25 protein-coding genes are annotated in these 24,489 nt (G+C 33.6%); 20 read left to right on the top strand and 5 right to left on the bottom strand.

Annotated features, from left to right (window positions below; translation table 11 throughout):
- Window positions 1-4 precede the first annotated feature (4 nt).
- Together ACFQ19_RS05740 and ACFQ19_RS05735 are read left to right on the top strand one after the other, a co-directional pair.
- A complete protein-coding gene (locus ACFQ19_RS05740; protein WP_042533113.1) occupies window positions 5-625 on the top strand; it encodes a CadD family cadmium resistance transporter in 621 nt (206 codons plus the stop codon).
- Window positions 626-658: 33 nt separating this feature from the next.
- Window positions 659-1,693 (top strand): flavin-containing monooxygenase, encoded by a 1,035-nt coding sequence (locus ACFQ19_RS05735; protein ID WP_042533115.1) that lies wholly within the window; start codon window positions 659-661, stop codon window positions 1,691-1,693.
- Window positions 1,694-2,053: 360 nt separating this feature from the next.
- Here the strand turns inward: ACFQ19_RS05735 and ACFQ19_RS05730 are convergent, their stop codons facing one another.
- Complete coding sequence (locus tag ACFQ19_RS05730) at window positions 2,054-3,007, bottom strand: arsenic resistance protein (protein ID WP_042533117.1); 954 nt, start codon at window positions 3,005-3,007, stop codon at window positions 2,054-2,056.
- A gap of 123 nt (window positions 3,008-3,130) precedes the next feature.
- Between ACFQ19_RS05730 and ACFQ19_RS05725 the strand changes: the two genes are divergently transcribed.
- The 10 genes from ACFQ19_RS05725 (at window position 3,131) to ACFQ19_RS05680 (ending at window position 10,471) form a co-directional block, all read left to right on the top strand.
- Window positions 3,131-3,685, top strand: a complete 555-nt coding sequence (locus ACFQ19_RS05725; protein WP_078059879.1) for an Ada metal-binding domain-containing protein — start codon at window positions 3,131-3,133, stop codon at window positions 3,683-3,685.
- A gap of 437 nt (window positions 3,686-4,122) precedes the next feature.
- Window positions 4,123-4,215 (top strand): hypothetical protein, encoded by a 93-nt coding sequence (locus ACFQ19_RS20320; RefSeq protein WP_434059225.1) that lies wholly within the window; start codon window positions 4,123-4,125, stop codon window positions 4,213-4,215.
- A 96-nt stretch (window positions 4,216-4,311) separates the two neighbouring features.
- A complete protein-coding gene (locus tag ACFQ19_RS05715) occupies window positions 4,312-4,761 on the top strand; it encodes a MarR family winged helix-turn-helix transcriptional regulator (RefSeq protein WP_042533119.1) in 450 nt (149 codons plus the stop codon).
- A gap of 53 nt (window positions 4,762-4,814) precedes the next feature.
- Complete coding sequence (locus tag ACFQ19_RS05710) at window positions 4,815-5,861, top strand: flavin-containing monooxygenase (RefSeq protein WP_042533120.1); 1,047 nt, start codon at window positions 4,815-4,817, stop codon at window positions 5,859-5,861.
- 56 nt (window positions 5,862-5,917) lie between these two features.
- Window positions 5,918-7,264 carry an NAD(P)-binding domain-containing protein gene (locus tag ACFQ19_RS05705; protein WP_235817428.1) on the top strand — a complete coding sequence of 449 codons (1,347 nt, stop codon included), beginning with the start codon at window positions 5,918-5,920 and terminating at the stop codon, window positions 7,262-7,264.
- 58 nt (window positions 7,265-7,322) lie between these two features.
- The gene (locus tag ACFQ19_RS05700; protein ID WP_042533122.1) at window positions 7,323-7,520 is read left to right on the top strand and encodes a hypothetical protein; all 198 of its coding nucleotides are present in this window, start codon (window positions 7,323-7,325) and stop codon (window positions 7,518-7,520) included.
- An 89-nt stretch (window positions 7,521-7,609) separates the two neighbouring features.
- A complete protein-coding gene (locus ACFQ19_RS05695; RefSeq protein WP_042533123.1) occupies window positions 7,610-7,954 on the top strand; it encodes an ArsR/SmtB family transcription factor in 345 nt (114 codons plus the stop codon).
- Window positions 7,955-7,970: 16 nt separating this feature from the next.
- Window positions 7,971-9,269 carry an arsenic transporter gene (locus tag ACFQ19_RS05690; protein ID WP_042533125.1) on the top strand — a complete coding sequence of 433 codons (1,299 nt, stop codon included), beginning with the start codon at window positions 7,971-7,973 and terminating at the stop codon, window positions 9,267-9,269.
- 14 nt (window positions 9,270-9,283) lie between these two features.
- Window positions 9,284-9,703, top strand: coding sequence for an arsenate reductase (thioredoxin) (arsC, locus tag ACFQ19_RS05685; RefSeq protein ID WP_066186216.1), 420 nt, complete (start codon window positions 9,284-9,286; stop codon window positions 9,701-9,703).
- Between the two features lie 528 nt (window positions 9,704-10,231).
- Window positions 10,232-10,471: a hypothetical protein gene (locus ACFQ19_RS05680; RefSeq protein WP_042533132.1), complete on the top strand. Its 240-nt coding sequence runs from the start codon at window positions 10,232-10,234 to the stop codon at window positions 10,469-10,471.
- Window positions 10,472-10,540: 69 nt separating this feature from the next.
- Here the strand turns inward: ACFQ19_RS05680 and ACFQ19_RS05675 are convergent, their stop codons facing one another.
- The 3 genes from ACFQ19_RS05675 to ACFQ19_RS05665 form a co-directional block, all read right to left on the bottom strand.
- Window positions 10,541-11,452, bottom strand: coding sequence for a C40 family peptidase (locus ACFQ19_RS05675; protein WP_042533134.1), 912 nt, complete (start codon window positions 11,450-11,452; stop codon window positions 10,541-10,543).
- A 311-nt stretch (window positions 11,453-11,763) separates the two neighbouring features.
- Window positions 11,764-12,111, bottom strand: coding sequence for an AbrB/MazE/SpoVT family DNA-binding domain-containing protein (locus tag ACFQ19_RS05670; protein ID WP_042533136.1), 348 nt, complete (start codon window positions 12,109-12,111; stop codon window positions 11,764-11,766).
- A 298-nt stretch (window positions 12,112-12,409) separates the two neighbouring features.
- Window positions 12,410-13,015, bottom strand: a complete 606-nt coding sequence (locus tag ACFQ19_RS05665) for a YdhK family protein (RefSeq protein ID WP_042533140.1) — start codon at window positions 13,013-13,015, stop codon at window positions 12,410-12,412.
- 238 nt (window positions 13,016-13,253) lie between these two features.
- On the opposite strand from ACFQ19_RS05665, the gene ACFQ19_RS05660 reads away from it, so the two are divergent.
- The 8 genes from ACFQ19_RS05660 (at window position 13,254) to merA (ending at window position 23,598) form a co-directional block, all read left to right on the top strand.
- Complete coding sequence (locus tag ACFQ19_RS05660; RefSeq protein ID WP_042536130.1) at window positions 13,254-13,517, top strand: SHOCT domain-containing protein; 264 nt, start codon at window positions 13,254-13,256, stop codon at window positions 13,515-13,517.
- A gap of 177 nt (window positions 13,518-13,694) precedes the next feature.
- Entirely contained in the window at window positions 13,695-14,426 is a 732-nt protein-coding gene (locus ACFQ19_RS05655) for a cytochrome c biogenesis CcdA family protein (RefSeq protein ID WP_042533142.1), read from the top strand.
- Window positions 14,427-14,435: 9 nt separating this feature from the next.
- Entirely contained in the window at window positions 14,436-15,824 is a 1,389-nt protein-coding gene (locus ACFQ19_RS05650; protein WP_042533144.1) for a sensor histidine kinase, read from the top strand.
- A complete protein-coding gene (locus ACFQ19_RS05645) occupies window positions 15,817-16,491 on the top strand; it encodes a response regulator transcription factor (RefSeq protein WP_042533146.1) in 675 nt (224 codons plus the stop codon). The genes ACFQ19_RS05650 and ACFQ19_RS05645 overlap by 8 nt, the downstream gene beginning before the upstream one ends.
- 100 nt (window positions 16,492-16,591) lie before the next feature.
- Complete coding sequence (locus ACFQ19_RS05640; RefSeq protein ID WP_042533148.1) at window positions 16,592-18,721, top strand: copper-translocating P-type ATPase; 2,130 nt, start codon at window positions 16,592-16,594, stop codon at window positions 18,719-18,721.
- Between the two features lie 830 nt (window positions 18,722-19,551).
- Complete coding sequence (locus tag ACFQ19_RS05635; RefSeq protein WP_042533150.1) at window positions 19,552-21,078, top strand: multicopper oxidase family protein; 1,527 nt, start codon at window positions 19,552-19,554, stop codon at window positions 21,076-21,078.
- Window positions 21,079-21,517: 439 nt separating this feature from the next.
- Window positions 21,518-21,919 carry an Hg(II)-responsive transcriptional regulator gene (gene merR, locus ACFQ19_RS05630; protein WP_042533153.1) on the top strand — a complete coding sequence of 134 codons (402 nt, stop codon included), beginning with the start codon at window positions 21,518-21,520 and terminating at the stop codon, window positions 21,917-21,919.
- Between the two features lie 38 nt (window positions 21,920-21,957).
- Window positions 21,958-23,598 carry a mercury(II) reductase gene (gene merA / locus ACFQ19_RS05625; RefSeq protein ID WP_042533157.1) on the top strand — a complete coding sequence of 547 codons (1,641 nt, stop codon included), beginning with the start codon at window positions 21,958-21,960 and terminating at the stop codon, window positions 23,596-23,598.
- 273 nt (window positions 23,599-23,871) lie between these two features.
- Here merA and ACFQ19_RS05620 read toward each other — a convergent pair whose 3' ends face one another.
- A complete protein-coding gene (locus ACFQ19_RS05620; RefSeq protein WP_042533159.1) occupies window positions 23,872-24,384 on the bottom strand; it encodes a CueP family metal-binding protein in 513 nt (170 codons plus the stop codon).
- Window positions 24,385-24,489: the final 105 nt, after the last annotated feature.

Genomic DNA, 24,489 nt, shown 5'->3' with positions numbered 1-24,489 from the left:
GCTAATGGGTACAACAGTCTTATCTGCTATTGTAGTTTATATAGCGACAGGAATTGATTATTTAATTATTTTAATGCTTTTGTTTACGCAGTCAGTTAAACAAAAGCAAACAAAGCATATCATTGTAGGGCAATATTTAGGTACAGCAATCATTATATTGATAAGTTTGTTGGCAGCTTTCGGTGCAAACTTTATTCCACAACAGTGGGTTATAGGCTTGCTTGGACTATTACCAATATATTTAGGTATAAAAGTATGGCTTAAGGGTGAGGAAGATTCAGATGAGAGCAACATTTTATCTCTTTTATCATCTGAACGATTTAATCAACTATTTCTAACTGTCACCTTTATTGTATTAGCTTCTAGTGCTGATGACTTTTCCATTTATATTCCGTATTTTACAACATTAAATATAGTTGAAATTGCAGTTGTCAGTCTCGTCTTTTTCATCATGGTGGGGGTCTTATGTTATGTCAGCTATCAAATGGCATCTATGAAATATATCTCAGAGAAAATTGAGAAATATGAACGCTGGATTGTCCCGATTGTTTTCATAGGTTTAGGGATTTATATTATGATGGAGAATGGCACCTTCAGCGCATTATTTTCGATTTTCTCAAATTAGAAGATAAAAATATTTCTTATAGGGAGATATTCAATGGAATATGAAGTTATTGTAATTGGTGGAGGGCAAGCAGGGTTAGCTATGGGATATTCGCTAAAACAGAAAAATGTAAGTTTTATAATTATTGATGAGAATGAGCAAACGGGCATTTCTTGGCGAAAACGTTATGATTCATTACGCTTATTTACTCCTAGGAATTACAGCCAATTACATGGGTTTCATGTTCGAGGAGATCCAAAAGGCTTTCCAGATAAAAATGAAATGGCAGATTACTTAAACGTATTTAGAATAAAGAATGACTTGCCGATAGTTCATAATGAAAAAGTCATAAAACTATCAAAAAATGGGGAGAAAAAGTTCTCAGTAATCACTCAAAGTAAAACGTATAAAGCTAAACAAATAGTTGTTGCCACTGGAGCTTTTTACAATCCTTTTGTTCCAAACATTCATGATGGTACAGCAAGTTTTGATATCCATGCTTCTAAATATCGTAACCCTTCCCAAATACCTAAAGGTAATGTTTTAATCATAGGTGCAGGTAATACAGGCGTTCAAATTGCGGCGGAATTAAATAAAACACATCAGGTTACATTGTCCCAAAGTAAACCAATGAAAAGTGTTCCTCAGGTTATTGCTGGAAGAAGTCTCTTTTGGTGGTTAGAAAAATTCCGAATTGGTCGGGCAAAGCCAAATTCTTTTATAGGAAAAATATTAAGGGAAAGAGAGCCGTTAATAGGAAATGACTATAAAACGGTTAAAAAAAATGTAGAAATCGTAGGCAGGCTAATAGAAATTAAAGAAGGTAAGGCATGCTTTAATAATGGTATATCTAAACAGGTTCAAAATGTGATATGGGCAACTGGTTATCGCAATGATTATTCATGGATACAAATCGAAGGAGCTTTAAGTAGTCACGGGAGACCGTTACACTGTTTTGGTGTTACTAATGTAGTTGGATTGTATTTCATAGGGCTAAGCTGGCAGAGTAAAAGAAGCTCAGCCCTTCTATATGGTGTTAGTGATGATGCAAAATATATAGCTGAAAAAATTCAGCAGCAAGAAATGTAAAAGCAAAAACTATCGAGATATTATTATGAGCAAATTAAGGAAACTTTCATTATAGTTAAATTTGCTATTAATTATAACATGTATATATAGGCAGTAACTTAAGGTCAGTAAAAGCTATAGATTTGAATAGATGTAAAGAAAATTACATATATCTATAATCACACCTAAAACGTCATCTGTCGGTAAATACCGTTCAAATGACGTTTTAAGTGTGATTATCTAATGAGAAATCAAGTGATTTAATGTGAACTTTCTTTGCTATCGGTTCTCTCTTTTTATGCAATTTAATAAATAGAAAGATGAGATAAGAAAATATAGAACCTCGAAAGGAGATTATTCTTACATTAAACTAAAGAACATTTACTTTACTAGTTTTCTAATTCTCAATAAACTTTGAGATACTATCGCCAATACTGGTAATTCTATTAAGGGACCAATTATAAGTGCAAGAGCAATTAGTGGTTGGTCTGGGAAAGCTGTTACTACTATTGCTAAAGCAACAGGTGAATTTCTTGCAATAGTTGTCATATTTAAACTTACTGTATCTTCATAGCTAAACTTAAATACTTTTCCTACCGTTTGAGCAACAAAAAAGTTTATTATGAAAAATAGTAAAAGTGGAATAAGGATTAAAAAGATCACTTCCAAATTATTTATTAAATAATAGCCTTGCGAGGCAAACATTGCTACAATAGCTAAACACAAAAATACAATTTGTGATAAGGAAAAAAATGGAATTAATTTCTTTTCTAAGAATGCCTTCTTCTTATTAAATAAATAACGTGTTATATTGGCTAGTAAAAATGGGACAAATAAGACAAAGATGATACTTTCTATTATAGTGGATAACCCAACTGTCTCCATTGTGCCTGCAAAAATGAATAAATAAGCCGGCAGCAACATAACTTGCAAAATTAAGTTAACTGGTAATACCGATGTGGAAAGAGACATATTCCCTCTCGCAATGGATGTAAAGATTAAATACCAATCTGTACATGGAGTAACAAGAAATAAAATAAAACCGAGCCATAAAGCTGGATGATCAGATAAAAAAATTGCTCCTAATCCCCATGCTAACATTGGTGTCCATACAAAATTAAGTACAGTACTTGTACCTAAGAATTTTACGTTTTTTAAAGCAGCTTTAAGGTTTTGTAATGGAATAGTTAAAAATAACCCATACAGCATGAATAATAAAAATGGAAGAATAAAAGTTTCTGCATTCTTTTCAAAGATACTATACTGTCCTAAAAATAGTCCTACTCCTACAGCTATCAAAATCACTACGGATTGAAATTTTTCAATAAAATTCATATAATAATCTCCTTCACATAATGGAGGTAGATGTGCACAACCGACCTTTTGTTTTAACTGTACATGAACTTTTAAAATATAGCATTATAGATATTGACTCCGAATTTAGAAGGAGAGATTGAATTGAACAAGGAACAATGGAAAGCAATCAAAAATAACGATGAAAAATATGATGGTATGTTTTATTATGCCTTATCGACAACCAAAACAGTGTGTCGTCCTTCTTGTACAGCTAGAACTCCTAACCCAAAACATGTCATTATCTATAAAGATTTAAATTCAGCTATTAACGAAGGATTCAGACCTTGTACTAGATGTAAGTCAAATCAAATGGATTGGCTAGGATATAAAGAGGAAATCACAAAAGATGTACTGAAATATATACAAGAACACTATAAAGAAAAGATAACTTTAAAATTGCTAGGTAATATTTTGAATAAAAATCCCTACTATATACAACGTAGTTTTAAAGAAATAAAGGGAAAAACTCCCTTAAATTATATACACGAACTAAGAATGGAAGAAGCCAAAAGGTTATTTTTCTTTAAAGAATTATCAATAACAGATATTGCCTTAGAAGTTGGGTATAGTGACAGTACTCAATTCTCTGTAAAGTTTAAAAGACATCAGGGAGTCTCGCCAACTAATTATAGAAATTCATTATTGGAAAAACAATAGTAATCAAAACAGACTACATGTTTTTATAGAATTATAAACCTTTATTACAAAACCAATAAATACACTTAAAACGTCATTTGATCGGTATTAACCGACAGATGGCTTTTTTGATGTTAGCTAAAAAATAATAGGAGTGATTTACAATGAACGTTTCTCATTCTCGTCCTCTCCTTGTTCTAGTTTTTTTGTAGCTCTATTAAATGAAAAATAAAATTATGAAGAAAAGAGGTAATCTAGATGTAATTAAAATATGTGATTCCGAACATGGAAAAAAACTTTGGAACTATGGAATTGCAGGAGAAGGTCAGATGAACAAAGTTGCATTAACTTACATATGAAAACATTTTTTCGACGCTATAACCTTTATTGGGATATTTAGCGAGCGGATGATATTGAAGTAAGAAGTTGAAGAACAATTTTTAAAAGCCGAACGAGAAATAAAATTAGTCAATGCACATATTACCGCAGAAGGTTATACAATCGAAGATCATGGTTTTACAAATTACATTTTACATGCTATGGCAACTTGATTATGTTAAACTTTAACCTATTAAAGTTCAATTAATAAAATTTACTTGCATTTTGCAAATAAATATTGTATAACAAATAAAAGAGGTGATTTAAATATGGAAAATACTCGTGACCTTTTTCAAATGATAACACGTCGATTTGGTCTTTTGAATAAAAATTGTTGTTCAGCAGATGGACTTGATATCTCATTAATTCAAAGCCATATTCTTTATGAAATCAATCGTCAACTCGCTCCGTCTGTCCAAGAAGTTGCAGAAGCCTTAGGGACGGATATTACTACTTTTAGTCGTCAGGTTCAATCTTTAATAAAAATGAATTTAGTTAATAAGACACCAAGTCTAAATGATCGCCGTATTCATACGCTTGAGTTAACGGCGGAAGGAACGAATATAGCTGAAATCATTGACGAACAGATAAATACTTATTTAGAAGAAATATTTGCCCATATGACTGATTTTGAAAAAGAAACGGTGCTTCGCTCTATTCAGCTACTTAATAATACAATGGGTAAAATTGGTTCTTGCTGTGCTCCTGCTCCAAGATAGATAAATTTATAAAAAAATAATGCTTGCATTTTGCAAATAAAAGGAGGAACAAAATGATTTATGACTCTATCATCATTGGTGGAGGACAGGCTGGCCTTGCGTCGGGGTATTACTTAACAAAATACGGATTGAATTATTTAATACTTGAGGCAAATACGCAAGCAACTGGTTCATGGTCTTATTATTATGATAGTTTAAAGCTCTTTTCTCCTGCACGTTTATCTTCTTTACCAGGCATGAGAATGAAAAATGACAAGCGAGGTTATCCAACCAAAAAAGATGTTATAAGTTACTTGAACACCTACACCAAACGTTTTAAATTGCCCATCTTAACTAATCAACGGGTTTATGAGGTCAGTCGTAACCAAAAAGGATTTTCTATTGAAACTTCTGACGGAAAATCCTATAAAGCAAAAACGATTATTAATGCTACCGGTTCTTTTCATAATCCTTATTTACCACAAATGAATGGCATGAATACTTTTCGTGGCAATTATCTTCATTCTTCTTCCTATCAAAAGCCTGATCAGTATATTGGTCAAAGAGTAATCGTTGTTGGAAGTGGAAACTCAGCTGTTCAGATTGCTATGGAATTATCAGAAGTGAGTAACACTACACTTGCAGTTCGTAAGTCTGTGCAGTTAGTAAAACAAAAAATATTAGGAATAGATTTACACTATTGGGTGAAGGCAATCGGCTTTGATAAGTTTCCTTTCTGGAGGTTCGGAAAAGCAGTTCCAATTCCTAGCTCAACAGTTGATTTGGCTGGATACAAAGAAAAGTTAGAAGTTGGTAACCCTAATCAAAAAAAGATGTTCGAACGTTTCTATTCTGATGGTGTTGTCTGGTCAGAAGGCAACCAAGAGCCTGTAGACACTGTGATTTTCGCTACAGGATATCGTTCTGATTTTGGATATCTAAAGACAATAGAAAAATTTGATGTGGAGGGAAGACCACTACAGAAAGCTGGTATCAGTCAAAATACTCCCGGACTTTATTATGTTGGACTTGAAGGGCAACGATCTTTTTCTTCTGCGACATTAAGAGGGGGAGGCTCTGATAGTAAGTTCGTAATAAAGCATATAAAACAGAATTTATAAAGAAGATAGGATAACAATGGAGAAATAATTAGTGAAAATTTAGGAGGATGATGAACGTGAAACCTATAGAAATTAAAACAAATTGTTGTCAACCGCAAGAAGAACTACAACAAGTAAGCAATCATCAATATAACAAACATTTACCTATTGCAGTCATTGGTGCTGGACCAGTAGGTCTTGCCGCGACAGCCCATTTAGTTAGTTACGACCAACCTTTTATTTTATTAGAATCCGGCTCTAAAGTGGGAGAGAATATTTTAACATGGGGGCATGTCCAAGTCTTTTCACCTTGGAAATATAATATTGATAAGACGGCATTGAAGCTTCTTAAAAAACAAGATTGGAATGTACCGAATCAAAATGAATTACCTACTGGTAAAGAGTTAGTTGACCAATACTTAAAACCGTTATCGAATACACCAGAAATCAAAAATTCTTTGTTTATGAATACTAAGGTTATTTCCATTAGCCGCAAAAATACAGATAAAATGAAAACAGCTAATCGAGATCAACAACCTTTTGTGATTTATGCAGAACAAGGTAACGAACTGGTACAATTTGAAGCAAGAGCAGTCATAGATGCGACCGGAACTTGGGGAAACCCTAATCCTGCAAATTCAAATGGAATATGGTTAAAAGAAGAGAAAGATATAAAAAATCAAATTTTCTATGGCATTCCAGATATTCTTGGTAAAGATAAGGACCGTTATCTAAACAAACGTGTTGCTGTTGTCGGAAGTGGTCATTCTGCTATTAATTCGTTATTGGAATTAGCAAAATTAAAAGAAGAACATCCTGCAACGGAAATTATATGGATTTTAAGGAAAAACAGCGTAAAAGATGCATTTGGAGGAGAAGAACTGGATGCACTTGAGGCAAGAGGAGCATTAGGAAGTCATATACACAATTTAGTAGATGCAAATACATTTGAAGTAATTACTCCTTTTAGAATTCAACGTATACATGAAAAAGAAGGCAAAATAGAGCTTATAGGAGAATCGAAAGGAGAGTTAACAACGATTTCAGATATAGATGAGATGGTTGTTAATACTGGCAATCGTCCAGACTTCTCCAATTCAAGTGAGCTGAGAACCCGTATTGATACAGCAACAGAAAGTGTTAAAGACCTTGCACCTTTAATTGATCCAAATATACACAGTTGCGGAACAGTACGCCCGCATGGAGAAAAAGAATTGCGACAACCTGAAAAGGATTTTTATATCGTGGGAGCAAAAAGTTATGGTCGGGCACCAACATTCCTAATGGCAACTGGACATGAACAGGTTCGATCCATTGTAGCTTATTTATCGGGGGATTATGAAGCCTCTGAGAAAGTCGAACTGGAATTACCTGAAACTGGTGTATGTAGTACGAATTTAAATGCTGCCAATTCGTGTTGCTGAAATAAAAAACAAAGGGAAAGTATCATTTACTTTCCCTCCCTTTTTGGAGGTGGTCTGAATGATTATTAATAAAGGCGGAGATTTAAGCAAAGAATACTTTATGGCATATTTTTCTTTGCTTATGAACAGCAGACAATGTACTTTAGAGAAGGCAAAGGAAATCACGTTTGATCGTCTATTTCGCAATGATGAAAATACGTTTGGAAACATTTCTTTTCAACATTTTATGGAAGCCTATGAGGAATTAAAAGAATAGGAAATAAGATTGCACTAAATTTTTTTATTTGAATATATAAGTGTATAGTTATATACTTATATTATTATTTCATAAAAAGGGGGATTTAAATGCTGCAAACTACAATTGAATTGGAGAAAGCTGCTGGTATTTTAAAATTACTTGGCGATAAAACAAGGCTGACTATGCTGAAATTAATTAATGAACAAACTTGTTGTGTTTGTGAGTTCGTTGAAATATTTCAGTCCAGTCAACCATCCATTAGCCAACATTTACGCAAACTGAAAGATTTGGGGTTAGTGAAGGAAGAAAGAAAAGGACAATGGATATTTTATACGGTTAATAGTAAGAGTGAGTATTATTCATTTATCAAACCGATTTTGAATCAATTACCCGATCAAGATGATAAATTAAAAGAACTGGAAGAGAAAGGCACACGAATTTCTTGTTGTTAGGTTTGGAGGTCTTATTTTGTCAGCAACACTTATACTCGCCATTATAATATTTGTTTTAACCCTAGTCCTAGTCATTTGGCAGCCAAAGAATTTAAATATTGGATGGTCTGCCATGGGAGGAGCTATTATTGCTTTACTCGTAGGAGTAGTGGGATTTAGTGATGTACTTGAAGTTATTGGCATCACTTGGAATGCAACATTATCATTTGTCGCCATTATTCTTATTTCATTAGTATTAGATGAAATTGGATTATTTGAATGGGCAGCATTACATATGGCACGGATAGCAAAAGGGCATGGAATAAAGATGTTTGTATATATTAGCATTTTGGGTGCAATTGTCGCAGCTTTATTTGCGAATGATGGTGCAGCACTCATTCTAACACCGATTGTACTTGCGATGGTACGTCATTTGAATTTCAAAGAAAAAATGATTTTTCCATTTATCATGGCAAGTGGGTTTATCGCTGATACGACATCTTTACCGTTTATTGTTAGTAATTTAGTTAACATCGTTTCAGCCGATTTCTTTGGTATCGGTTTTGTCGAATATGCTTCAAGAATGATTATTCCAAATTTATTCTCTTTAATCGCAACGATTTCGGTATTATTAATTTATTTTAGAAAAAACATACCTAGAGATTATGATGTATCAAAATTAAGAACACCAAATGAGGCGATCAGGGACTTAAAAATGTTTCGCCTATCATGGCTTATACTTGGTATATTAGTAATTGGGTACTTTACGAGTGAATTTGTTAATGTACCTGTTTCTATTATTGCTGGGGTCATTGCGATTTTCTTTATTTTGATGGCAAGACGCAGTACCGCTGTTAATACAAAAGAAGTAATTAAAGGGGCACCATGGAATATTGTATTCTTCTCCATTGGAATGTACGTGGTGGTCTATGGATTAGGGAATGCAGGGCTTACATCGGCACTTGCAAGTATGATTCAAACCGTAGCTGACCAAGGTTTATTTGTTGGAACGGTTGCCATGGGATTTATTGCAGCATTCCTATCCTCCATTATGAATAACATGCCTACCGTAATGATTAATGCATTAGCCATTGCGGAAACAAATACATCTGGTGTGTTACGTGAAGCACTTATTTATGCGAATGTAGTTGGATCAGATTTAGGTCCCAAAATCACACCGATTGGTTCTCTGGCAACATTAGTATGGCTGTATGTATTATCACAAAAAGGCGTTAAGATTTCATGGGGAACTTATTTTAAAACAGGTATTATTTTAACCCTTCCTATCTTATTGATTACATTAGTAGGACTATATTTAACACTGATTCTATTTTAACAAGGAGAATGATTATGTCTAAAAAAACAATTTATTTCTTATGCACTGGAAACTCTTGCAGAAGCCAAATGGCTGAAGGCTGGGCGAAAAAATATCTTGGAGATGCTTGGGAAGTGAAAAGTGCAGGTATTGAGGCACATGGTTTAAATCCCAATGCAGTAAAGGCAATGCAAGAGGTCAATATTGATATTTCGAACCAAACATCTGATATTATCGACCCGGAAATCTTAAACAATGCGGACTTTGTAGTCACTTTATGCGGAGACGCTGCGGATAAATGTCCAATGACACCGCCACAAGTGAAACGTGACCATTGGGGTTTTGATGATCCAGCCAAAGCTCAAGGGAATGAAGAAGAAAAATGGATTGTATTTCAACGGGTTCGTGATGAAATAGGGAAAAGAATCAAACGTTTTGCTGAAACAGGAGAATAGTATATGTATATGTTTATTTCATATTGAAAGGTGAAAACTAGATGATTGTAGAATAAAGAGGAATCGTTTCATAAAAAATATATGTTATCTAGTGAACTTGCCTATTATGTAAAAGATAATGCTTTGCCCTTAATTGATCAAGAATATGCTTTTTCTGAGTTAATCAACCCTGTATAAAGAGAACCAAATAAAGGCCTGGGTAACAGTGAGATATTTAGATTAGACAATAAAGGCAGTGCAATTTTCACAGTATGAATTGACCTTGGAGAAAGATAGGAACTGGTTGATTATAGAGTGAAAATAATCATTTTTTATTATTCTTCGTTATAACTAGATAAAAAAGATGATTCTAATAATAGGAAACCCACATGGATTCATTGTTTTTTATTTATAGGTCTGCCTTATGCAGTTAAACGAATACTTGTTTTAAATTCCTTTTTTATGCTGACTTTCCGTTTTAAGGCACGATATAATTAAATAAAATTATGTGTATGTGCTAGGAAATAGGTTAATTGAAGGAGGAATTAGATGGTTAAAGATAATGAAAAAGGCCGCTTATTAACACATGAATTGAATCGGAAATTGTATTTTGCGGAAATGGAAGAAAAATTGGTTAAGGTCACTTACTGTTTGATGGCAGATGACCTGTATACGGTAGATCATGCTATTCCTGAATTAATAAAAATAATTAACTTATTAGAACAAGAGCAGAGAGCTATCATGAATAGTATTATTTGTATAGAGAAGCAAATAAAAATAGAAAATTGACAAAAGTGTGAGAGTATTATAAAAGCCATCAAATTATGATGGCTCATTTTTTGTTTCAATCGTTTTTTATTATCTATAAGATTTTGCACCAATATAGTGACTTTGCCAGTAATCAATGCTAATATCTGCTACGACAACCCCATTATCTCCGGAATGAATCATTTGATTGTTTCCAATATAGATACCGCTATGGGACGCACCTTGTACGTCATAAGTACCTTCAAAGAATACAACATCCCCCACACTAGGAGAGTTAACACGTACACCAGTATTTACCCAATTATCACGGTGTGTACGAGCAACATCAATGCCTACTTGATTAAATACATATTGAATAAAACCGCTACTATCTAATCCGGAAGCAGTAGTTCCACCCCATACATAAGGTGTTCCGAGAACACTCTCTGCTGCAGCAACAATATTATCATGACTAGGGGAAATAGCTGCCGATTCGCTTGATTCACTAGATACATTTGTGTTAGTTAATTCATTGGAATTTCCAGTCTCTTCAAGGGCAAGTTCCTCATCATTAGTCTCAGATATGGTGTCTTGAGGTAAAGAAGGTGTATCAGCAGGTAATGCTAATGCATTCTTTGTATTTGACCCAATAATACCATCTACTTGCAAACCTTGATCCGCTTGGAAATCTCTCACTGCTTGTGCAGTAATATCACCAAAAACCCCATCTACTTGATAAGAATAGTAACCAAGTGATTGTAGAGTATTTTGTACATGTTCTACCTCAGATCCTACACTGCCTTGTTGGAGTATAGATGTGTTTACAATTTCAGTTGTAGTTGGTGGTTGCTGCTCTACTTGAAAATTGGATAAGTTGCTTTCTTCAATAGAAATATCGCCTTTAGAAGAGCCTTCGCCAGCGCTTGCAAACACACTATCTCCTAAAAATGGAGTTAATGCTATAGAAGTAGCAAGTGCACTTGAAAGTACATATTTTTTCACTCTAAGATTGGGTGTTGCCATAAGTGTTCCTCCTTTTAATGTTAGAAATTCTAGTTATTTTGTAGTTAAGTTTGAAATTCTATGTAATAGATTTTTCGCTCTTAAATAGATTTTAGCATGTGCATATCACAATAGAAATCATAAAAAAATTACATAAAGATTACAAAATGTGATCATATGTTACAGTATTGTATAAAGATTATAACAATAATCGACAGTATTTTATTTTTATGAAGCCTCTTTCGTGTACCTCGTAAAGTTCTAAAAAATTGATAGAAGAAGGAAACGTTTTGAAAACAACTGTCTTTAGCTTGACGATTGAATTGCCTATCTCATGATTGTTTTCTCAACAAAACGATTTGCTTCTCTCTATTAAGGTATAGGCTAAAAATGTCGCCTATTTCCAAATTGAGAAATTTAATAAATTCTTTTGGTACTCTAAATGAGCCTCTTTCATTTAATATCATTATATTTTCTATTGAATTTCCACTAAATTTTTGCACTATTAATTCATTAGATTTATGTTTTGAACTAATTATCACCTCATCTCCAGGGCTTAAGTTTAAAATATCTCTAATGGGTTTTGGAATAGTAACAGAATAACTACTGGTTATCATACAATGTAATCCAGTTGGATTTATTTGGGGATTTTTTTCATTTATAGGACATGAATCGTACATAAATTTAACACTCCATTTGAATATATTTTTTTAATAGTAATGGGAAGTTATGCAGATTCTTTGCAGAATAAAAAATTATAGAAATAATTTTCTTGTCAAATATCAAATCCTTTTATCGTATTCAATAAAAGAAGACAAAAAATTACAGAAGATATCTTTTATAGAAGATTTCTTCTGTAATTTGCTTATAACCCTTCAAAAGGAGGGGACATCTTCCTCCTCTTGAATATATTTTTAAATGGGATTGTATTGTTTACAAAAAGGTGAGTTAGAAATTATATGCTAGTTAATTCTAATTTCATTCTACTGAGGATAATTCACTTTCTGTTACCCATTTGTGGTTTGTGACTTCTTCTCCATTTGTAGTTAAAACAAAATCTACCATATATACCGTGGTTTCTTCTGCTGAATCAATTTCAGCTGTTGCCCCATTCATGCCTTCCATATGATCAGCATTTATAATAGCTTCATCACCAGATTCTAACGGTGTTTCACTAGGGTCTTCTAATTCTTCATGAATGACCCACTTATGATTGGTTATTTTCTCACCACCTGTTGTGGGTATATAAGAAACTGTATAAACTGTGGTATCGTAGGCTCCTACTATTGTTGCCTCAGCACCTTTCATACCTTCCATGTGATCCGATTCAATTATAGCTTGACTGCCAACTTCATAAGTTGGATTGTTTGCTTCCTTTAAACCTTCGGGTACATCTCCAGAGCCAGACATATGCATTTCGGAATGGTCCATGCCTTCCATATCGTCCTGTGTACTTTCCTCGGAGTTTTGTTCCGTGTTATTTTCATTATTTGTATCTTCCGTTTCCGTTTCTCCCGCACATGCGGATAGTACGGAGATTGTAAATAAAGATACTAACCCTATTATAATTTTTTTAATTGCCATTTAATGTTGCTCCTTTCATTATTTTGAATTCATTGTTACAGTACCCTATTATTTTGCAGTTTATGTGCAGATTGTCTAAAGTTCTAAAGATTATTTAATATTTATCTGATATAAAGTAAAGATTCAGCTTTGTAAAACAGGGGAATTCATTTTTCTTGGCAGGCCTGCATATTTTCTTGATAAATAAAAGCTATAATAAATGATAATAGACCAAATGAGAAGGTGATGTAAATTGCATATGATGAATGGGTATGGATCATTTTGGACAGTGATTCTAATGATTATTTTCTGGATAGGATTAATTAGTTTTGGTATTTTTTTAATAGCAAGTTTTATTAAAGGAGATAAAAAGAGAACACCATTACAAATAATTAAAGAACGCTTAGCTAAAGGTGAAATTAACGAGTTGGAATATGAACGACTAAAATCAATAATAAAGGAAAAAAAGAGTAATGATTTGAAAGTGAACAGTAGTATAAGTGAAGGTGATGTAGATAGTTAGCTTTACCATCCTAACAAATATACTTTTTCTTAAACATGTCTTTGCAACGGTATATTATCAAGATAGCCTCATTCTCATTTTTTCGGAGCGACACATATATCAAGAAGTTAAAGAAAAAATCATTTAATTATTACCAAGGTCAAGTGATAAAATTATTATATAGTGAGTTGAATATATATGTTTGAACTATTTAACCAGATAAGTAACACATTAATGGAACCAATAATAGATCTCGCTAATGGTTTAGAACATTTACCATTATTATTTGCCTTTTTTCTTGGGGTGATTGGAGCTCTTGCACCTTGTCAGCTTACAAGTAACCTCAGTGCAATTACGATTTATGGTAATAAATCATTAGTTGATAAAGTTCCATGGTTGCATGTATTGTTATTTGTCTTAGGGAAGGTCGTAGTTTATTCTATACTAGGGATTATTGTTTGGTTGTTAGGTAGAGAGGTATATAGCACGCTTTCACAAATTCTACCCATTATACGTAAAGCAATAGGTCCAATGCTAATTATAGTAGGGTTATTTATGATTGGGATATTTCAATGGAAGAAAACATGGCGTATTTTTCATTTTCCCACAAAGGTACTTAAAGATAGTTATTTAGGCAGCTTTTTAATGGGAGTAAGTTTTACATTAGCTTTTTGCCCAACCATGTTTGTGCTCTTTCTTTTAACATTAATGCCAATTGTATTGATAACTTCGTATGGTGCAGTCCTTCCAGCTGTGTTTGGAATTGGCACTTCTCTTCCGCTATTGATTGTTATATTTTTAATTTGGTATTTTGGTGCAAGTGGTGCCATATTAAAAAGAAGTAGAAAAATAGGAGCTGTCACCCAAAAGATTGCTGGTTTGTTACTTTTAATTCTTGGTGTGTTGGATACACTTACTTATTGGTTATAGAGGTGTAGTATGTTTAATAAATTATCTTTTAAAATTGGATTACTGTTTTTTGTATTTATTCTGGTTATTGAATCTTTTTTGTTTTTTATTTTATATACGAACCTAGTAAATGATCGTATTGATGAAGTTATGAATAGTCTGCTGGCACGCGGGAACACACATCGTGACGTTTTAGAAGATCATTTCGATCAACCTACATTAGAACATGTCGGTATTATGGAATCAGCGTCTGAATTTATCGTTATCATTACAAATGAGAAAGGTGAGATTATTATTTCATCTGACCCTGTAAAACAAGAAATGATTAATGTGGTAGAACATACTAATGATGAAGAAATACCTACAGAAGGTAAAATAGTTGAAGATAGGTGGAGTGAAGGAAATTATATCGTGACAGATAGTCCGATTACAATAAGCGGGGAACATAAGGGGCATGTGTTTATGTTTGCCGATACAAGTTATGTAAAAAGAACAGTTGATCAGCTTAGCAATCAGTTTTTGATAATTAGCTTTATCACTGTGTTGTTAACAATTATGACTATATTTATTTTGTCTCGATTTATTACACAACCGTTAATTAAAATGAAAGAAGAGACAGAACAATTAAGTAAGGGAAGACACAATATAGCACTACATACAAAAAGGAAAGATGAATTAGGTGAATTAGCTAATTCCATCACCAAGCTATCACAGGAGTTGAAAGAACTAAAACAGGCTAGAAATGAGTTCCTGGCCAGTGTGTCACATGAGCTGCGGACGCCATTAACATATATCAAAGGATATGCAGATATCATTAATCGTCAAGGTACGTCTGAAGAACAAGTTAAAGAATATGTTGAAATAATTCGAGAAGAAACAGAGCAATTAACGGTATTAATTAAGAACTTATTTGAATTAGCTAAAATAGATCAAAATAATTTTCGGATTAGACGCGAACGAGTGAATTTATGTGAGCTTATTCAAAGAATAATTGAACGTATTCGACCAGCGTTAGCTGAGAAAAAAATATTACTTCATGTGAATTGCCTTGATGAAATAAAAGCTTATATTGATCCAGAACGTTTTCAACAAGTGTTAATAAATATCCTAGATAATGCGAAAAAGCATTCTAAGGAAGGTTCAAAAATCTTAATAGAGGTAAAGCAGACTGATCAGTATATCATTATTACAACTACAGATGATGGAGAAGGAATTCCTGCACAAGATCTTCCATATATATTTGACCGGTTATACCGTGTGGAAAAATCACGTTCAAGACAAAGTGGAGGAACTGGGCTAGGTCTAGCTATTTCAAAAGAAATTATTGAATCCCATGGTGGTAGTATTGAAGCAAAAAGCGAAATAGGACTGGGCACAAGTATCATTATCAAGTTGGCAAGGGGGAAAAGAAATGAATAAAGTTCTTATCGTTGATGATGAGAAGCGAATGTTAGATTTAATTGCGTTGTATTTACAACCTCATAAATATGTTTGTAAAGAAGCATTAGGTGCTACTGAAGCATTGTCCTATATAAATCAAGAAACATTTGACATTGTTTTACTAGATATTATGATGCCTGAGATGGATGGATGGGAATTATGCCAAGAAATTAGAGGCATTTCTGATGTACCAATTATAATGTTAACTGCCCGTGACCAACATGAGGATATTGTAAAAGGATTGCGGTTAGGTGCAGACGATTATATCACAAAGCCATTTAACGAAGAAGAATTATTGGCTAGGATGTCAGCTATATTACGTAGAAGAGAACCAAAGAGTTATATTGAGGTGAATGGTTTAATTTGGAATAGGGATCAGTTTGAATTATCCTATAAAACTAACCCAATCAAGGTAACGCCTAAAGAATTTATTATGATTGGACACTTTATGAAGAATCCGAATCAAGTATTTGCTAGGGAACATTTGATTGATTTGATTTGGGGGTTTGATTCTGAAACAGGGGGAAGAACAGTTGATTCACACGTGCGGAATATGAGAGAGAAAATCCGTCAAACAGGATTTCCAATAGATGACTATTTTAAAACTGTGTGGGGTGTAGGATATAAGTGGGTTAATAACCCTTGACAGGGGAATTTGTATGATGTCTTAGTAATAAGAAAATTACCTATTGCACACTATATAGAAAATGATCTTAACATAATTATTCACTAGGAGGATTGATAGCATGGCAAATCACGATAGTAAGAAGAATAACCAAAGCCATAGTGAACACGATGGGCACAAGCACCATAATCACGAACATCATAACCACGAGCATCATGATCATGAACACCATAGCCATGATCACCGTGAGCATCATAATCATAATGGTCATGACCATTCGGGACACGGACATGGAGGAGGACATGCCGGTCATCATGAGCATATGATAGATGATTTTAAAAAGCGTTTCTGGGTATCTTTAGTGTTAGCGATACCGATTACTTATCTGTCACCGATGATCCAAATGTTATTCAACTATGAAGTAAACTTTACGGGTAACACGATAGTACTTTTCTTACTTTCTACCATAGTGTTTTTCTATGGTGGAAAACCGTTTTTACTTGGTGCATGGGATGAAATAAAAACAAAAACACCAGGGATGATGTTGTTAATTTCACTTGCCATTGTAACAGCCTATATTTATAGCACCTTAACAGCCTTCTTGATTGATGGCAGTGACTTTTATTTTGAGGTAGCTACGTTAATTGTCATTATGTTGTTAGGTCACTGGGTAGAAATGAGGTCCATAATGGGTGCTTCAAAAGCACTCGAAGAATTAATTAAACTAATGCCAAAAGAGGCACATAAAATTGACGCGTCCGGAAATATTGTAGAAGTGTCTGTTGAAGAATTACACCCTGGAGATGAGATTCTAGTTAAATCAGGAGAAAAAATACCCATTGATGGGGAAATTTTTGAAGGAGAATCTACCGTCGACGAATCTATGTTAACAGGTGAATCCGTTCCTGTGGAAAAAGGACCTGGAATGAAAGCAATAGGTGGGGCCGTTAATGGTGAAGGTGTATTAAAAATTAAGGTAAATAAAATTGGAAATGACACGTATTTATCTCAAGTTATTCAATTAGTAAGCGAGGCGGAAAATACCAAATCAAAAGCACAGGGGTTTGCTAATATTGCAGCAAAATGGCTATTTTATGTGGCGGTGGTTGCTGGAATCATCACGATTGCTTACTGGAGTACGACAGGGGATTTTGAATTTGCGCTAGAAAGAATGGTTACCGTTCTGATTATAGCTTGCCCGCATGCACTTGGTCTGGCTATGCCTTTAGTTACTTCAAGATCAACGTCTATTGCTGCTAAGAATGGTTTGTTGATTCGTAATCGTACCCCATTTGAAAATGCTCGAAAGCTAGATCGGGTTGTATTCGATAAGACAGGCACCCTTACTGAGGGAAACTTCGGGGTTACTGATATTCATCCAAGTAACAATGTAAGTAAAGATGAATTAGTGAAGTTAGCTTATTCAGTTGAGACCCAATCCGATCATCCAATTGCAAAAGGAATTGTGAAGGAAGGAAAAAATCGTAATTTAGAGCTATATGAGGTAACGAATTATAGAAATTTAACTGGTAAAGGATTAACTGCTGATGTGAAAGGAACTGAAATCGCAGTCATTAGCCCTGGAGCGATGAAAGCGAATAATATAGATTTCGATGAAGAAACGTATGAAAAGCTAGCCCAACAAGGGAAAACAGTTGTTTTTGTATTAAGAGACAATGTATTGCAAGGAATGATTGCTTTAGCGGATATCATTCGTGAATCCTCTTATGAAGTTATCAAGCAATTAAAAGATAGTGGCATTGAAACAGTTATGATGACAGGTGATAATAATCGTGTTGCAAATTATGTAGGTGAAAAACTTGGACTATCAAAAGTTATTTCAGAGGTTCTACCACATGATAAATCGGATAATGTGAAAAAACTGAAGGAAGGTGGCAAAAAGGTTGCCATGATTGGTGACGGAATCAATGATGCGCCTGCCTTAGCTGAAGCTGATTTGGGTATTGCGATTGGTGCTGGTACAGACGTTGCAATTGAGACAGCGGATGTTGTTTTAGTAAATAGTGATCCTGTTGATATCTTAAATATTTTGAAGTTATCGAAAGCTAGTTATAGAAAAATGATACAAAACTTAGGATGGGCAGCAGGTTACAACGTGATAGCCATCCCACTAGCAGCAGGTGTATTATATAATGTCGGTATCGTTATTACACCAGCTATTGGTGCTGCTGTCATGTCATTAAGTACAATTATTTGTGCAATTAATGCCCAATTGTTGAAGATTGATTAAAATTTAGTATGAAAATGAAATATAGGTTAAGTGTTAATAGTATAATGCTATTATTATACTCGGAAAAAAGCTCAATCTGTAAAGAAAAACTTTAGATGTAAAGGTTCAAAAGTTTCATTGTAAAATTTGAAAGAAGTTGTTTAAGATTAAGGTTATGAATTTAGTGTCTAAATATAAAAATGAAAAAGCTGGTTTTCCGTTAGGTGAAAATCAGTTTTTTCTAGTTGAAAGATTAAAGTAATGTGAGAAAAAGCTGACTTGGGTAAAGGTGACCGCTGCAATAGCTGATTTCGTTTTAATGGATAATGTAAATGAGTAAAATACAATCGACGAATCACTTCTGATCCACAAAGTATATTAACGCCTTTATGGAAAAAGGTTGATTGTTAATAACTTTTAACGTTCTAGTTGATTTCCGGAATAGATAAAGAAATGTACATCTATGTTTTGCATAATATTTGTAGTCCCCATATATGATTAAAGATTTATCATTAAGGTGAAGGGTTTAAAACTGTAAATGATTCTCCATTTAGATATTTTATGATTATATTTAATTATGTAATTCATCAAACATTAACTTTTTCTTGATAAATTCTCGATAGTTTTAAAATATAGTTACGTCATAAGGATAATGAATCATTAACATAAATTGGTATCAAGTATCTAATGAAAGGAGAAAAGTTAACATCTATAATCGTAATTTAAGTGATGAAACAATAATCAAATATAATTCTTGAATCAAGTAAATTGGCTAATAGTCAAGTGTTATTGAATGTTAGCCTTTAAAGATGGATTAATATGTAAAATTTTCTTAATGGGAGTTATGGTATATGAAAAGAAAATCATTATTAATAAGTTTAATTTTTTTATTGACAATACTTGTCTTATCGGCTTGTGCAGGGAATGTTGAATCACCACCTGAAGAAAACTCAGATATGGAACAAGAGTCTGATTCCATGGAAGAAGGAATGGATCATTCATCTATGGATGATGATGCAATTGAGAATGGTCATATGAGTCATGATGAGGTGGTAAGTTTAAATGGTTCAACAGGGGAAAATGAATTGAAAATACCTCCTTTGCTTGAAAGCGATAATGAAGAAGAAGTTGTATACACTGTTCGAGCACAAGAAGGAGAGACTGAAATATTCGATGGTACTAATACGAAAACATATGGATACAATGGGTCATTTTTAGGACCAGTGCTTCAATTTGAAGAAGGCGATACGGTGAAAATTAGAACGATAAATGAGTTAGATGAGGAGACAACTTTTCATTGGCACGGGCTGGAAGTATCAGGTGAAGAAGACGGTGGGCCACATAATTCATTAAAGCCAGGAGAAGAAGAGCTGATCGAATTTGAAGTGACACAAGAAGCCTCGACGTTATGGTTCCATCCCCATCCAGAAGGGAAAACCTCTGAACAGGTTTACAATGGACTTGCAGGATTGATTTATATAGAAGATGACAACTCTAAGAGTCTTGGATTGCCAAATGAGTATGGAAAGAATGATATTCCCTTGATTTTCCAAGATAAAACATTTGATGATCAGAAACAATTGAATTACAGTGCTGCTATGAATGATGATGGAACAATCGGTGATACGTCATTGGTAAACGGGACGTTAAATCCGAAGTTGACCGTAGGGAAAGAAAAGGTTCGTCTTCGTCTCTTAAATGGGTCCAATGCGAGGAATTACACTTTTAAATTGAATACAGGGGATTCCTTTGTGCAAGTTGCAACGGATGGAGGTTTCCTGAATAAACCAGTGACACTAGATGAAATTACACTGACCCCATCAGAACGGGCGGAAATAATTATTGATTTTTCGCAGCTTAACTCTGAAGATGGGTTGGCGTTAATAAATGAGGAGGATGGTTCGATCCTTTTACCATTTGAAGTTTCTGGTCAAAGTGGAGAGGATAGCAGTATTCCAGAAGAGATGAATGATATTTCAATTACAGAAGAAGAGATGAACTTACCAGTAACAAAAAACGTGGAACTCTTTGGAATGATGGATATGGTAACGATAAATGGAAAGAAATTTGATCCGGAAAGAATTGATTTCACACAAGATCAAGGGGTCACTGAAGTGTGGGAAATTTACAATAAACCTGACATGATGGGCGGAATGATTCATCCATTTCACATTCACGGAGCTCAATTTAAAATACTTTCTCGAAATGGAGAAGAACCACCAGAAAATGAGCGGGGATGGAAAGACAGTATTTCTATTGAACCAGATGAAACAGTTAAAATAGCTATACAATTCAAGCAAAAAGGCGTGTATATGTTCCATTGTCATATTCTTGAACATGAAGACAACGGCATGATGGGACAGGTGAAGGTAGAATAGAGTATGGTCCATAATATAGCGTTAGACATGTAAAAAAGAATTATTAAGCTGCCAGTGTGATTAGTTCATACTGGCAATTTTAAAATTCATTAATCGATGAAAAAGGGGTATTTTACTTTTTTCCATGTTACATGATATCTATCAAGTCTGATGTTCAATTTATGCCCAACTTTTTACTCGCTCCATTGTAAAAAAGACGTGATATTTATAAAATATTTGAGTAATTTTCCCCATTTGGATTTTGATTTAAACGGATGTTCCTTATAAAGGACTTACTTAATCAAACAGTTAATTGTATACTGAATTTATCAAAAATTACATATATTATTTTTATAAATGTACTTAAACTAATTGGTAGGATACTTTAAAAAAAATTTAATAATATACTTGACTGTGTATCTAGATACACGGTTTATTATTTTTATAGGAGGTGAAATATGTGAGTTATCGTATTAGTGCATTTGCAGAAAAATGTGGAGTGAATAAAGAGACAATTAGATATTACGAACAAAAATCATTATTAAAGGAACCTTCTCGAACAAATGCTGGTTATCGGGTATACTCAGATAATGATGTTAGGCGAGTAGGTTTTATTAAACATATTCAAGAGCTTGGTTTCTCTTTAAATGAAATTTATAAATTACTTGGGATTGTAGATAAAGATGAAGTTCGCTGTGAAAATATGTTTGAATTTGTTTCCAAAAAAGAAAAGGAAGTACAAAAAAAAATAGAAGATTTAAAGCGAATTGAAGTCATGCTAAAAGATTTAAAACAACGGTGCCCAGATGAAAAACAACTACATGAATGTCCAATAATTGAAACACTGATTGGGGAACAATAAAAGGAATAAGAAAAAATATAGAACAGGATGATGAGTAAATGAATAAATTTAAGATAAACATTCACGGAATGACTTGTACAGGTTGTGAAGAGCATGTAGCATTAGCACTTCAAAATATAGGAGCTAATAATGTTGAAGCTAGTTTTCGTCGTGGTGAAGCAGTATTTGAGTTACCTGAGAATATTGGAGTTAAAACTGCAAACAAGGCGATTAAAGAAGCAAAATATCAACCTGGAGAAATAGAAGAAGTACCATCACAAGAAAATATGGTGCTAGGTAATGAAGGGGATTATGACTTACTTATCATTGGTTCTGGTGGTGCAGCTTTTTCGGCTGCGATTAAAGCAATTGAATATGGGGCGAAAGTAGTCATGATTGAACGTGAAACCATTGGAGGAACATGCGTGAATACAGGTTGTGTTCCATCAAAGACACTTCTTAGAGCTGGGAAAATCAATCATTTGGCTAAGGTGAATCCATTTAAAGGATTGCAAATTTCCGCGGGAGATGTAGAATTAGCACCTTTAATCAGGCAAAAAAATGAATTGGTTAATAGGCTTAGGCACCAAAAATACATTGATTTAATTAATGAATATGGCTTTGATTTAATTAAGGGTGAAGCTAAATTTATTGATAAAAATACAATTGAAGTCAACGGAGAGAAACTTTCTGCAAAGCACTTTTTAATTGCAACAGGTGCTTCTCCTTCTTTACCGGAAATTTCAGGACTTAAAGAAGTGGATTATCTAACAAGTACAACACTACTTGAATTAAAAAAGGTGCCTGAACGCTTAACGGTTATTGGTTCAGGATATATCGGAATGGAGCTTGGGCAACTATTTCATAATTTAGGTTCAGAAGTAACGCTTATGCAAAGAAGTGAACGTCTTTTAAAAGAATATGACCCAGAGATTTCAGAAGCTGTAGAAAAGGCTTTAGTTGAACAGGGTATAAATCTTGTGAAAGGGGCAACCTTTGAGTGGGTAGAACAAGTTGGAGGAAACAAAAAGATTTACGTAACGGTAAATGGTAAGAAAAAAGTTGTGGAATCAGAGCAGTTACTTGTGGCAACAGGGAGAAAACCAAATACGGATTCTTTAAATTTAAGTGCAGCAGGTATTGAAGTTGGAAAACGAAAAGAAATCGTGATAAATGATTATGCTAGGACAAGTAATGAGAAGGTTTATGCAGCAGGAGATGTAACATTGGGACCTCAATTTGTTTATGTAGCAGCCTATGAAGGTGGAATTGTTGCTGACAATGCGATTCGTGGGTTAAATAAAAAATTAAATTTGTCTGTTGTTCCTGGCATAACGTTTATAAATCCGGCAATTGCAACAGTTGGTTTAACAGAAAAACAAGCAAAAGAAAAGGGATATGAAGTCAAAACATCTGTGTTGCCTTTAGACACCATTCCAAGAGCGTTAGTAAATCATGAAACAACAGGGGTTTTTAAGCTTGTTGCTGATTCAAAAACATTGAAAGTGCTTGGAGTTCATATTGTATCTGAAAATGCAGGAGATGTGATTTATGCAGCTACATTAGTCGTTAAGTTTGGATTAACCGTAGAGGATTTAAAAGAAAGTCTTGCACCGTATTTAACAATGGCAGAGGGTTTAAAATTAGCTGCTCTTACATTTGATAAAGATGTATCAAAATTATCATGCTGTGCCGGGTAAAAACTCCTTATTGATAATAGCTTCAATTAATTGAATAAGTATAACTTCACTATTTTATGCTTTACTCGAACTATAGAATCCATTTTGATTAATCTTTTTCCAAAATGGATTCTTTTATTTAACGTAAAACACGAGTTTACATGGTATTTTTAATCAAACCTTATTTAAAAGCCACATATTGCCCAATCTAAAGTTTTTCTAATGATATTCTTATTATTAAAAGAAAACCCTAGCTCTAGGGTTTTTCAAACTCACAAATGCTTTCTATCAAATTTAAATAAGTTGCATTGTCGTAATACAAGTTGGGTCATCCTCGAATGTAGATATGGTTGATTCTACCTGTTTGTCATCTAAAGTAATAATGACTTTAAACTCCTGATCTCTTGGTAGCCATAAATCAATAAAGCCGTTGTCAAAGGATTCAATCGATTCATCAATAAGTACATTTCCATTGGCATTTTCGATATAAACTTCAAATGGAGTATTCACTAGCTCACCTTGACATCCTGTAAGACTATGGAATGTACATGGGTGTGTTTCATTGATAAAGGGAGCAATCGATACATAAAACTCATCATCAGGTAAATCATAATTGACTTCTTTATTATCTTTTTCAACTACTAATTGGCTAGTATCTACTGAAGCAGAGGTAGCACTTATTTGATCTGTGCTGTAATCGTGTATTAATGATTTAACATCTACTTCAGATGATTGATTAGTATTACTGTTACAAGCTGCTAAAATAACCAAAAGAAACAAACAAACAAACACTATTTGATTTTTCAAATAGACAACTCCTTACCATATAAAATATATAGCATTATTATAACACCTAAATAAAATAAAAAGTTCATGTTCATAGAATTGTTAAAATTATTAAAAATTCAACGC

It is taken from the genome of Oceanobacillus locisalsi, from assembly GCF_042675985.1.
Lineage (GTDB): Bacteria > Bacillota > Bacilli > Bacillales > Amphibacillaceae > Oceanobacillus > Oceanobacillus locisalsi.
The sequence above is the reverse complement of the archived record's forward strand: the minus strand, read 5'-3'. Positions and strand labels throughout refer to the sequence as shown.